Raw genomic sequence first — 12251 nt, 5'->3', positions numbered from 1 at the left:
TAGCCTTCCCCGGCCGCGCCTTCTACTGCAAAACCGGCAGCTCGATCGTAAACGTCGAACCGATGCCGACGGTGCTGTCGACCGAGATCGATCCGCCGTGCAGCTCGACCAGATGCTTGACGATGGACAATCCGAGGCCGGTACCGCCGGAGCTCCGCGATCTCGCTTTGTCCACCCGGTAAAACCGTTCGAAAATCCGCGGCAGATCCTTCTTCGGAATGCCGATGCCGGTGTCCGAAATGCTGATCCGGATCTGATCGTAATCTTCTGTGCCTTCCGCGCCGGGAATCGGAACCGGCTCGGCCTTAATCGTCACGCTTCCGCCTTCCGGCGTATAGCTGATGCCGTTGGCGAGCAGGTTCATGACGATCTGCCTCAGCCGGTCCTCGTCCGCCTCGACGAACAGCCCCGGCTCCACCTTCATCGACAGGCGGATATGCTTGCGCGCCGCTTCGGCCGACATCAGCTCCAGCGTCTTGCCCGTGAACGACGTCAGCTCGACGGGCGAGTACCGCATCGGCACGCGGCGGGACTCGATTTTCGCCAGCTCGAGGATGTCGCCGATCAGCCGGTTCAGCCGGTCGCTTTCGTCGAAAATGATTTGCAGGAACGAACGGGCCGTCTCCGGATCGTCTACGGCGCCGCCAAGCAGCGTTTCCGCGAATCCTTTCACCGCCGCGACCGGCGTCTTCAGCTCGTGCGAGACATTGGCGACGAACTCGCTGCGCATCCGCTCCAGTCTCCGGATCGCCGTCACGTCCTGGAGCACGAGCAGCACGCCGCCGAATTCGCCTCCTTCCTCGAAGATCGGCACCAGATTCAGATCGAGCAGCCGCTCCTCGGGAAAATAAAACGTGAGCTCCTCGTGCAGACGCTCCCGCCGCTCCAGCCCGTCCTTGATCAGCTGCTGCAGCTCGTACTGCTGCTTCAGCTCTCCATAATGCCGCCCGGCCACCTCCTGCGACGAAAAGCCGAGCACTTCCCCGGCGAACCGGTTCAGCAGCACGACGCTGCCGGAACCGTCAATCATGACGATACCGTCGATCATATTGTCGAGCACGCTGGCCAACTGGCTTTCGTTCTGGTGGATGCGCGACATCTGCACCTGCAGCCCGTCCGCCATCGCGTTGATCGCAAGGCCGAGCTCCCCGATTTCATCGCTGCTTTGCACCTCGACGCGCGCTTTATAGTCCATATTTTTGATCCGCTTGGCGACGCGGGTAATCTCCTCGAGCGGTCTGGTCAGCCCCCGGGCAATCCGGTAGCTGATGAGCGCCGCGGCCGCGAACAGGACGAGCAGCCCGATAATAAGCGCCATCCAGATGCGTTCGATTCCTTCGTCGACCTGCTTCAGGCTGACCGCCAGCCGGATGATGTCCGATTGCGGATCGCCGGGGTGCGCGAGCATCGCGACGTACAGCAAATTGATATTCAGCGTTGCGCTGTGCCGGATCGCGCGGCCGACGCCGCTTTGCTTCGCATCAAGCACCTCGATCCGCTGCGAATGGTTGTCCATCGTCTTCGGATCGTGATCGGAGTCGCCGAGTACGACGCCGTCCCCCCGGATAAAAGTAAAGCGCATATCTGTAATTTGTTTCAAATGCTGCGCTTTATCCGTATAATACCCGTACAGCTGCGAAGGTTCGCCCTGCCGCCAATCCATCTGGTCGAGCACGATCCTGCTTTCGCGCACCATGCTGTCTTGAAGCGCCTCGATATGATTGTCCTTAATCGTTTTCCCCATCAGTAAACCTGCCACCAGCACCGACAGGCCGATCATGGCGATCAGAATCAGCGTCAGCCGGACGCGAAAACTGCTCATTGCAGGCTCATCCTCCAACCTCAGGTTGTTGAAGCTTCCGAAATTTAATCATACCTGTCCCGAGATTTCCGTGCCAGCCTTTCGATTGTAAATCTTTTGTAAAGCGTAATGATGCACCGTGGCCAGCGGCTGCTGAATCATGATCGACAGCACGACCGGAACGGCGGCAAGCGGGCTGAAGTAGCCGAGCGCCAGCACGATGCCGAGCGAAATGTTCCGCATGCCCGAAGCGTAGGAAATCGTCACCTGCAGCTCCTGATCGCGATACGGCGCCGAACCGAAAAAGCCGATCGCGTAGCAGAGGCCGACAATCAGGACGGACATCGGCACGATGCGCACCAGGTCGCCGCCGAGCGTCGACATATACGGCTGAATGGCGGCCGCGTTAAACGCGACGACCGCCGCGAAGCAGATTTTGCTGACCGGTCCGGCATAGGGCTGCACAATCGGCTGAATGCGGCCCTTGGTCAGCCCGTGCAGCGCGATCCCGATCGCCGTCGGCGCGACGATGATCAGCGCGAGGTCGGATACCATGCCCAGCGTATCGGTTTGAACGGCGGTGTGAAACAGCAGCCGGATGCCCCACGGCACGACGACCGGACTGAGCGCCGAGTCGATGACGACCATCGCAAGAATGAGCGGCACGCTCCCGGACGACATGCCGACCCACAGCACGGTCGAGACGCCGAGCGGAATGATCGTAAACAGCACAAACCCGACGACATACGGGGAATCCGCACCGAACAGCGCGCTCCCGAGGCCAAAGGCGACGAGCGGGGAGAGAACGTGAGTCAGCACGAACGTCCAGGCGACGACGGACGGGCGGCGTACTACGGCGCGCAGCTGCCCGAGCCCGCAGCCGATCGCCATCGTCAAAGTGACGTAGGCGAACAGATACGGCACGGCGGGCACGAAGCGCCGCAGCTGCTCCGAAAACAGAAAGCCGAGAAGAAGCGAGCACGGAACGATCAGGAACATCCACTGATCGAACCGTTTATTGAAAGCAAGTCCGAAATTTCGCGTAAGCTATCCCTCATTTTGTTCGAAGCGTAGAAGAAGCGCCGGACCGCTCCGCCCCCTATCCGTATTTCAGGATATGCGGGCGGGACGGTCCGGCGCGGCTCATGAAATGATGCCGATTCCGGCTGATGAATCAGTTAAATACCGGCTCCTTGAACTGCGCCAGCTTCTCGAACGAATCCTTGTCGACGTCGGCGTGCAGGCTGTTGCCGTGCGCGTCCATCGTCACGATCGCCGCGAAGCCTTCGGTCTGCAGGTGCCACATCGCCTCCGGGATGCCGAATTCCATGAAGTGGACGCTGTTTACGTTTTTGAAGCATTCGGCGTAATACTGCGCGGCGCCGCCGATCGCGTTCAAATAGACGGCTCCATGCTCCTGCAGCGCCTGAAGCGTCTTCGGGCCCATGCCGCCCTTGCCGATGACGGCGCGAATGCCGAATTTCTTGATAATGTCGCCCTGGTACGGCTCCTCGCGGATGCTCGTCGTCGGTCCGGCCGCTTTGACCTGCCAGTTATCGCCGTCCTTCAGCATGACCGGCCCGCAGTGATAAATGACCGCGCCGTTCAGATCGACCGGGGCGTCGTGGTCCATCAAATATTTGTGCAGCGCATCGCGACCGGTGTGCATTTCACCGTTCAAGACGACGATATCGCCAACCCTCAGGCTGCGCACCTGCTCTTCCGTGAGCGGCATCTGCAGCACCACCTCGCGGCGTTCCTCCTGTCCCGTCACCGCTTCGGCCGCCGCATCCGCCGCCTCCGATTTCATCGGCGTGTCCGAGCCCTGCGGGTAAATCCATTCCTTGATCGCGCCGGTATCCGCGGACAGCAGCACCCCTTGGCGGCGATAAGCCCAGCAGTTGTAGGCGACGGACACGAAGAAGCTGGCCGGCAGCCGGTTCATGACGCCGATTTTGCAGCCGAGCAGCGTCACCTGGCCGCCGAAGCCCATCGTGCCGATGCCGAGCTTGTTGGCGTTCTCCATGACGTAGTCTTCCAGCTTTTGCAGCTCGGGATTCGGATTCGTATCCTCGACATGGCGGAACAGCTGCTGCTTCGCCAGCTCGTAGCCGGTCGTGCGGTCGCCGCCGATGCCCACGCCGATAAAGCCGGCGCTGCAGCCCTGGCCCTGCGCCTGGTACACCGCGTGCAGGATGCATTTGCGGATGCCGTCGAGGTCGCGGCCCGCTTTGCCGAGCCCTTCGAGCTCGGCCGGCAGGCTGTACTGGATGTTTTTATTTTCGCAGCCGCCGCCCTTCAGAATGAGCCGGACATCGATATCGTCCTTCTCCCACTGCTCGAAATGAATGACCGGCGTGCCCGGTCCGAGGTTATCGCCCGAGTTGGCGCCGGTGAGCGAATCGACCGAATTGGTGCGGAGCTTGCCGTCCTTCGTCGCTTTGGCGATGGCGCTCTGGATCTGGCGCTTCATGACAATCTGGTTCGCGCCGACAGGCGTGTGCACGATAAAGGTCGGCATGCCGGTATCCTGGCAGATCGGCGAGACGTTGCATTCGGCCATTTCGATATTCGTCGCGATCGTGGACAGCGACAGGCCGGCGCGCGTGGCGCGGTCCTCCGCTTCCTGCGCCGCTTGGATCGCCTTGCGGACGTCGCCCGGCAAATTGGTGGACGTTTCGACAATCAGCTTATAGACGCTTTCTTCAAACTGCTGCATAATGGAAGGGTGCTCCTCTCTCTATTCGCATGAATTCAATAGTATTATAATAGCATATACGCGGACGCCGGGCACCTCGGCTGCTGCGAATGAACGCGGGTTTACGGACGTGCCCGCCAAATTTTAGGAAGCGTTCGATTGTTCCGGAGCCGGCGTGCTGACCCTGGCTCGCCGCCTTTAGAATCCGGACAACCGTCCGCATGCAAGGAGCTGCTGCAAAAATGGACAGCCATTTTATCGCCTATATGTACCGGCTCCGTTACATTGAACGGTGGAGCCTGATGCGCAATACGACGCGCGAAAACGTCGCCGAGCATTCGTATCACGTCGCTTTGCTCGCCCATATGCTGTGCGAAATCGGCAACCGCCTGTTCGGGCGGTCGCTGAACGCGGACCGGGCGGCGGCAATGGCGCTGTTCCACGACGCCACCGAAGTATTTACCGGCGACATTCCGACGCCGGTGAAGCATCACAACCCGCGCATGCTCGGCAATTTCCGCGAGCTCGAGGCCATGGCCGCGGAGCGGCTGCTCGGGATGGTGCCGCCGGAGCTGAAGGAGGCGTACGCCCCTTTCGTTATGGGGCCTGCCGCCGCGGCGGCGCCTCCTGCCGAAGCCGGGCCGGGCTCGCCGGACTCCCCCGGCCATGCGGCAGCGGAAGCGGCGGGCGGCGAGCCCGGCGGCCGCGGCGACAACGCGGCGGCGGCCGGGACCGGCGCCGTCGGCACAGGCGGCCCTGACGCAAACAGCGGCTCGCCGTCCGCAAACGATGACGGTGCCGAGCTGATGAAGATGCTGAAGGCCGCCGATCTGCTTGACGCCTATATCAAGTGCTTGTCCGAGCTGTCTTCGGGCAACCGCGAATTCGCGGTCGCTAAAGGCCAGATCGAGCAGTCGCTGGCGCAGCTCGCGATGCCGGAGGTCAACTGGTTCCTGACGAACATGGCGCCGAGCTTCAGCAAAACGCTGGACGAGCTGTCGGAAGACGGGGAGTAGCGCGGAATGAAGCACAATCGGGGATCGCGCACCGAAAAGCTGCCGGAGGCAGACTCAACCCAAACGATTTTTCACAAAAAGGAGAGATTGATCGATGAAGGTGTTGTTTATCGGAGGAACCGGCCTGATCAGCGAGGCGGTATCGAAGCTGGCCGTCCAGCGCGGCCTTGAGCTGTATTTGTTCAACCGCGGAGGGCGGAGCGAATTCGTTCCGGAAGGCGCACAGGTAATCACGGGCGATATCCGCGACCCGGAAGGCGCCGCAAAAGCGCTGCAGCCTTACGAGTTCGATGCGGTCGTCAACTGGATCGCCTTTACGCCGGAGCATGTGAACACGGATATCCGGCTTTTCGAGGGCAAAACGAAGCAGTACGTCTTCATCAGCTCCGCTTCCGCTTACCAGAAGCCGCCGGAGCATTACCTCACCACCGAATCGACGCCGCTTTCCAATCCGAACTGGCAGTACTCCCGCGACAAAATCGCCTGCGAGGAGCTGCTTATGAAAGCGTATCAGGAGAACGGTTTCCCGGTCACGATCGTCCGCCCGTCGTTTACGTACGGCGACACGATGATTCCCGCCGCGCTGAACAGCTGGAGCAGGCCCTGGTCGATCATCGACCGGATGCGCCAAGGGAAGCCGGTTATCGTGCACGGCGACGGCACCTCGCTCTGGACGATGACGCACAACACCGACTTCGCCAAAGGCTTTGTCGGACTGCTCGGACGCAGCGACGCGGTCGGCGAGGCGTTCCACATCACGTCGGACGAGGTGCTGACCTGGAACCAGATTTATACGGCGATCGCGCAGGCGGGAGGTGTCGAGCAGCCGAAGCTTGTCCATATCTCGTCCGACTTCATCTGCACCTATTCGCCGGGCGAAGTCGGCGGCCTGCTCGGGGACAAGGCGTACAGCATCGTCTTCGACAACAGCAAAATCAAGCGGTTCGTCCCGGATTTCGAAGCGACGCTGCCGTTTGCCGAAGGGATCAAACGGACCGTCGCCTGGCTCGAAGCCCGTCCGGAGCGCTGCCAGATCGACGCGGAATGGAACGAGCTGATGGACCGTATCATCGCGGCGCACGAGGCAGGCAAAGGTAGCTAAAGCGCTTCGGTCTGCCGGCGGATCCGCCGGTCGCAATGTGCTGTTCATTTACGACGCGTGCGTAATTCTGGGATGAAAAGCAAGCGCCGATTGGGAGCGAATGCGGAATCAACGCCATTGCAGGATTAACGCATTAACGAATATCAACGAACATCTGCAGGATCAACGCGAAAAAACCGGAAGACGCACGCGGCGCTTCCGGTTTTTCTCGTACTCCCTTACGATTTTCCCGACCTGGCAGCCAGCCCGATGACCATCACGATAAGCATGAGCAGTTGAATGAGCTGATCGGCACTCATTGCAATCCCTCCATGATTCCGTCATGCTCCTTCGCCGCCGGCTTCCCCTCCGAACAACCGATTTTTTACGTTTCCCGTACCATATCTATGATGAGGCGGCCGGAATTATGCCCGAGACAGCAGTTCGATGCGCAGTCATCGCTTGACTGCCCATGCGGCGGCGAATAAGCGCTTCTGACGGTTCGGCTCCGGCGCTAGCCTCCGCAAACGACCCTGTTATTTACGTCACCGTCAATTCGAGAAACCAGCGGTATTCGCCGTTTGGCTGCAGTACGGCAGCTTCTTTGCGCTGCATCGCATAGCTCAAATCGTCCATCGTCCCCGTGGCCGGCTCGAGGGCAATGTGGTAATGGCCGCCGAAGCCGCCGTAATTGGCCCATACCGCCAAATAGGGCACCCGGTCTGCGGGAAAACGGAACCGGACGGCCTCTCCCGTCGCAGGATCGCTGAGCGCGGCAAAGCCCTCGGACAGCCTCCCCGCGAAATAATATTTTTCCGCCGAAGCGCCGTCCGCCGCCGGTACGACGCTTAAATCGACGATGCCGCCCTCCGTCCGGATGCGGGGCCAGGGCCGCTTGTCCCCGAACTCGCCGAGCCGCCCGCCCTCCGAATAGGAAACCTCGATTTCGTTCAGTTCGTCCGGGACGTGCAGACGCATGCCTTCCCGCGCCCGAAACAGCGGGCGTGCCGCCCAGATGAACGAGAACGGGAACGGAGAGTTGTTGCGCGCGACATAATCGATGCGCACCGTATCCGCCTTCGGGAAGGTGTAGGTTTTCTCCAGCCGGTAGGGGAACCGCACTCCGTCTACCCCGCAGGTAAGCCCGGCCTCGGTCACGGCGCTTTCCCAGCGAAGCGGCCAAACCTCGCCATGATTGGGCACCGGTTCGCCCGCCCAAGGCGCTTCCGGATATCGGCAGATTTTAATGCCGGGGAACATTTCGTCCCAGCCGCTTTCGTCGCTTGTCGAAAACATCGAGCCGTACCCCTCGTTTCCGAGCGGCTTGCCGCTCCGCCAAAGCCATTCCCGGCCGGTCGACAAATTTTGAAGCGATACGGCTTTACTGCCGAGCTCCGGAATGATGCAGATCGACAGCCGGTCCGTCCCGCCCTTCCAGGCGGAATAGCCGCCCGCTTCCGTTCGTTCCCACCGCGTCATCTTGATTTCCCTCCGCTTTAACCAGTCTCAGGCTGTCCATCCTATCCTATCATAGCGGCTGTGTGCCGGTCATCCTGCAATCGGTCTAACGGCTTAAGGAAAAAAATCCCTTCCGTCCGTCCCCCCGTCACGAGCAAACAATAGAGAGAAAATGAAAACGGCGGCAACTTTTCGGGGACTTCTATCGTTCATAATGAATGACCGGGTTTCGTTTCAAAACTTAGAAACAACAGGTTTTGGTCAAGCAGACGCCAGCCGCCAAACGCCGAGCCATTCCATCGGTGCAGGGATGATATTTTGCTCGCCAACGGTTATACCCGGCGGATGGGAACGCCGCCCGCAGCTTAACGGAGAGAAGCTCGAATTGATGAAAGGTGTGTTTGAACCATGATGACGAATGTTAAAACGCTGAAAAAGCCGCTCCTTGCCGCGACCGCCGCGGCTGCACTCCTGATCGGCACGGCCGCTCCGCTCGGAGCGCATACAGCCGATGCCGCCGCCAAGCTGCAGCTGAAAACAATGCAGATTTCGACGGAAGGACGCACGCTGTCCGTTCCGGCCGGTATGGCGGACGGCACCACATACGTTGCCTTAAGCTTTCTCGGCAAGGAGCTGGGGATGTCGACGGCATGGGACGCCAAGACGCGGACCGTGACGGTAAGCGAAAAAAATAAAACGATGACGATGAAATCGGGCAGCGAGGATTTTACGATCAATGGGCATCACATCAACGGGATCGCCCCCGTCATCCTGAACGGAACGACCTACCTGCCGCTGCGGTTTCTGCTTGAGAAGATGGGCTTTACGATCGGCTACGATGCCAAAACCAAGCTGATTTCCATCGTGAAGGCGGCGGAGAACGATATCAAGCTGACGAACAAAACGCTGGAGCAGAAGGTCGGCAACACGACGGTCAAGGTACAGTATCCGCAGCTCTCGGGAACGGGCGGAAGTTCGCTTGGGGTTATTAATGCGGCACTAGAGAACGAGGCCAAGAAGTATATCACCGACGGCGTCAAGACGATGAAGCAGGCGTCCGGAGACGCTCCGGCCGCAACCGCCGCTCATCTCGATTACGAAGTCGATTATACGATTACGTCCAATTCGAAGGGCAAGCTCAGCCTGTATTTTAACGTCTATGAATATACCGGAGGCGCGCACGGCACGTACGATTACCAGGCGCATACGTTCGATCTGAAGGACGGCAGCGAGCTGACGCTGCAGCAGGCGGCGGAAAACAACCCGAACTATATTTCCATCATCAACGCCGAGATCAAAAAACAAATCGCCGCGGACAAAAACCTGACACTGATCGCTCCCTTCGAAACGATCAAGCCGGATCAGCGCTTCTTCCTGCGGGGCGATTCCCTTGTCGTTTATTTCTCGCTGTACGAATATACGCCTTACGTCTACGGCATTCCCGAATTCTCTATCCCGCTGTCGCTCTTTAAAGCATAATATCACTTTATCATCGCGCGGCCGTTTTCCGTCCAGGAGAACGGTTTTTTACTTTTTTTCAGGTCATAACCCCGAACGCGTATCCTTTTCGCTTTTCCCGTTCGTTTACCTGTATATGATTCTTTGTTAAAGGAGCGGATAGATCATGAGGGTTGCAAAGGGCCTCGAAATGCTGAGTCTGGACTGGGCAGACACGACGATTCATCCGACTCTGGTCTGGGACGATACGTCGGCCTTTTTGATCGATACCGGTTTTCCGGGCCAATTCGAGGAGCTGCGCGCGGCGCTCGATCGGACCGGAATGTCAATCGATCGGTTGAATGCCGTTATCCTCACGCATCAGGATATCGATCACGCCGGGGGACTCGCGGAGCTTGCGAAGGCGAGCGGACACCGCATCGAAGTGTTTGCGCACGAGTTGGAAAAACCGTATATCGAAGGGGATTTGCCTTTGATCAAAGAAAACGGTCTGGTGCTTCCCCGGACGGTCAAAGTCGGACGGACGCTTGCAGACGGCGAAAGGCTGCCCGTTTGCGGAGGAATCGAGGTCATTTTCACGCCGGGCCATTCGCCGGGTCATATCGGTTTGTACCTGGAGCAAAGCCGGACGCTGGTCGCCGGAGATTCGATGTTCGGGCACAACGGTATTCTGCACGGCGTCCATTCGCCAACAGCGCTCGATCCCGGCGCCGCGAAGCGCTCGCTGGGAAAATATTTGGACTATAGCATCGACTCGGTCGTATGTTACCATGGCGGGTTGTGCAGGGAGAACGTAAGTCTCCGGCTTAAAGAGCTCGTCCACGGCACATAATCCGGCCTCCGAATAGTCACTGGATTCACGGCTTGAGCCGGACCATGCGGCGGTAGTACAATGGGAACGACGCCAATGAGCGGAGGAACCTATTCGCATGGAATACCGGTTTGAAACGGAAAAACGGAATTATGAGCACCTAGCCAGCGGCCGGGTGCTGCTGAACGCTCCGGGCACCACCGCCTTTCCGGTCCGGCTTGCGAGCGAGCTGGCCCAGCGGTGCTTCCGGCTTCTGAAGCACAAAAGCGTGAGCGGCCCGTATACCTTATACGACCCGTGCTGCGGGAGCGGTTACCTGCTGGCGGCGCTTGGATTTATGCATGCCGAAACGATTCGGGGTATCATCGCCTCCGACATCGATGCGGACAAGCTCGAAATCGCGAAGCAAAACTTGTCGCTGCTCACGCCGGAAGGCATGGCGCAGCGGATCGCCCGCCTGCGCGAGCTGCTCGACCAGTACGGCAAGCCGTCCCACCGCGAGGCGCTGGAGAGCGCGCGGCTGCTGCAGGAGGTTATCGCGCGTTCGCGGCCGGACCGCATCGACTGCTTCCGCGCGGATATAACCGCCTTCGCTGAAGCCGGGCGATGCCAAGGCGTCAACCTCGTCATCGCCGATCTGCCCTACGGCAATCTCGTCAGCTGGACAAGCGGCAGCGCCGATCCGGCCGCGAGCTTCTTCGACAGCGTGCGTGCCTTCACCGATCCGCAATCGTGCGTCGTGGCGGTTGTCGCCGATAAAAGCCAGACGCTCCGCCATCCGGCGTTCAAGCGGGTGCAGTACGGAAAAATCGGCAAGCGCCATTTCGGCTTGTTCGAGCCGATGCCGTGATGCTGGAAGAAACGGCTTCGAACGAAAAAACGGCCCGCAGGCGTTCAACCTGCGGGTCGTTTGCATTCAGTGCTGCCGGTTATTACCACGCATAAGCGCGCGGCGCGTCTCCGCCAGGGCCGGGGAAAATCTCGTCGAGCCGCTTCAGCGCCGCTTCGTCCAGCTTCAGCTCGACGGCGCGCAGCGTGCGCTCGAACTGCTCCATCGTGCGAACGCCGGTAATCGGCGCGGTCACCGCCGGGTTGGCGAGCAGCCAGGCCAGCGCTACGACGTCCTCGCGCTCTCCGAGCTCGTCGCACAGCTTGCCAAACGCTTCGAGCTGAGGCCGGTGCTGCTCGACCCGCTTGGAGTCGCCGCTTCGTCTGCCCGCGCCGCCGCGCAGCGCGTTGCCCGCAAGCAGGCCGCCGTCGAGAGGGCTCCACGGAATGACGCCGAGGCCGAGGCTTTGCGAGGCCGGCAGCACTTCCAGCTCCGGCAGGCGGCAGAGCAGGTTGTACTTATGCTGCTCGGAGACGAGGCCGAGAATGCCGCGCGTTTTCGCTTCGCCCTGGGCGACCGCGATATCCCAGCCGGCGAAATTGCTCGAGCCGACGTAGCCGATTTTGCCTTGATAAACGGCCGTTTCGAACGCACCCCACAGCTCGGACCAGCTCACATTGCGATCGACATGGTGCATCTGGTACAGCTCGATGTGGTCCGTTTGCAGGCGGCGCAGCGAGCCTTCCAGATGGCGGCGGATTTTATAAGCCGATAAGCCGCCTTCGCGGTTCGGCCCGTCGGTTTCGTCGTGCATGTCCCCGTACACCTTCGTCGCCAGAACGGTCCGCTCGCGGCGGCCGCCGCCCAGGCTGAACCAGCGGCCGAGGATCTCTTCCGTGCGGCCGGAATTTTCGCCCCAGCCGTATATGTTCGCCGTATCGAAAAAATTGATGCCCGCATCAAGCGCCGCATCCATGATGCGGAACGCTTCCTTCTCTTCCGTATCCACGCCGAAATTCATCGTGCCGAGGCACAGCCGGCTGACCTTCAGGCCCGATTTTCCCAAATACGAATACTGCATGAATTCGATCACCGCTCC

At 60.1% G+C, this 12251-nt stretch carries 10 protein-coding genes; 5 read left to right on the top strand and 5 right to left on the bottom strand.

The window, feature by feature from the left end:
- Nucleotides 1-22: 22 nt before the first annotated feature.
- The 3 genes from pnpS to PD282_RS07285 all read right to left on the bottom strand — a co-directional run bounded on the left by pnpS (nucleotide 23) and on the right by PD282_RS07285 (nucleotide 4520).
- The gene (gene pnpS, locus PD282_RS07295) at nucleotides 23-1822 is read right to left on the bottom strand and encodes a two-component system histidine kinase PnpS (protein WP_274649686.1); all 1800 of its coding nucleotides are present in this window, start codon (nucleotides 1820-1822) and stop codon (nucleotides 23-25) included.
- Nucleotides 1823-1870: 48 nt separating this feature from the next.
- The gene (locus tag PD282_RS07290) at nucleotides 1871-2800 is read right to left on the bottom strand and encodes a bile acid:sodium symporter family protein (RefSeq protein ID WP_274649685.1); all 930 of its coding nucleotides are present in this window, start codon (nucleotides 2798-2800) and stop codon (nucleotides 1871-1873) included.
- Nucleotides 2801-2975: 175 nt separating this feature from the next.
- Nucleotides 2976-4520 carry a fumarate hydratase gene (locus tag PD282_RS07285; protein ID WP_274649684.1) on the bottom strand — a complete coding sequence of 515 codons (1545 nt, stop codon included), beginning with the start codon at nucleotides 4518-4520 and terminating at the stop codon, nucleotides 2976-2978.
- A gap of 221 nt (nucleotides 4521-4741) precedes the next feature.
- Between PD282_RS07285 and yfbR the strand changes: the two genes are divergently transcribed.
- On the top strand, nucleotides 4742-5515 hold the full coding sequence (gene yfbR / locus PD282_RS07280) for a 5'-deoxynucleotidase (protein WP_274649683.1): 774 nt from the start codon (nucleotides 4742-4744) through the stop codon (nucleotides 5513-5515).
- A 94-nt stretch (nucleotides 5516-5609) separates the two neighbouring features.
- On the top strand, nucleotides 5610-6617 hold the full coding sequence (locus PD282_RS07275) for an SDR family oxidoreductase (RefSeq protein WP_274649682.1): 1008 nt from the start codon (nucleotides 5610-5612) through the stop codon (nucleotides 6615-6617).
- Nucleotides 6618-7136: 519 nt separating this feature from the next.
- Here the strand turns inward: PD282_RS07275 and PD282_RS07270 are convergent.
- A complete protein-coding gene (locus PD282_RS07270; RefSeq protein ID WP_274649681.1) occupies nucleotides 7137-8075 on the bottom strand; it encodes an aldose epimerase family protein in 939 nt (312 codons plus the stop codon).
- A 387-nt stretch (nucleotides 8076-8462) separates the two neighbouring features.
- Here PD282_RS07270 and PD282_RS07265 point away from each other — a divergent pair, with 387 nt between their 5' ends.
- The 3 genes from PD282_RS07265 to PD282_RS07255 all read left to right on the top strand — a co-directional run bounded on the left by PD282_RS07265 (nucleotide 8463) and on the right by PD282_RS07255 (nucleotide 11173).
- Nucleotides 8463-9533, top strand: a complete 1071-nt coding sequence (locus PD282_RS07265) for a stalk domain-containing protein (protein ID WP_274649680.1) — start codon at nucleotides 8463-8465, stop codon at nucleotides 9531-9533.
- A gap of 145 nt (nucleotides 9534-9678) precedes the next feature.
- Nucleotides 9679-10344 (top strand): MBL fold metallo-hydrolase, encoded by a 666-nt coding sequence (locus PD282_RS07260; protein WP_274649679.1) that lies wholly within the window; start codon nucleotides 9679-9681, stop codon nucleotides 10342-10344.
- Between the two features lie 97 nt (nucleotides 10345-10441).
- On the top strand, nucleotides 10442-11173 hold the full coding sequence (locus PD282_RS07255; protein ID WP_274649678.1) for a hypothetical protein: 732 nt from the start codon (nucleotides 10442-10444) through the stop codon (nucleotides 11171-11173).
- Between the two features lie 82 nt (nucleotides 11174-11255).
- Here PD282_RS07255 and PD282_RS07250 read toward each other — a convergent pair whose 3' ends face one another.
- On the bottom strand, nucleotides 11256-12233 hold the full coding sequence (locus PD282_RS07250; protein WP_274655082.1) for an aldo/keto reductase: 978 nt from the start codon (nucleotides 12231-12233) through the stop codon (nucleotides 11256-11258).
- Between the last annotated feature and the right edge of the window lie 18 nt (nucleotides 12234-12251).

Source organism: Paenibacillus humicola (assembly GCF_028826105.1).
Classification (GTDB): Bacteria; Bacillota; Bacilli; order Paenibacillales; family Paenibacillaceae; genus Paenibacillus_Z; species Paenibacillus_Z humicola.
Note: the sequence above shows the minus strand (reverse complement) of the source record. Positions and strands in the feature narration are given on the sequence as shown.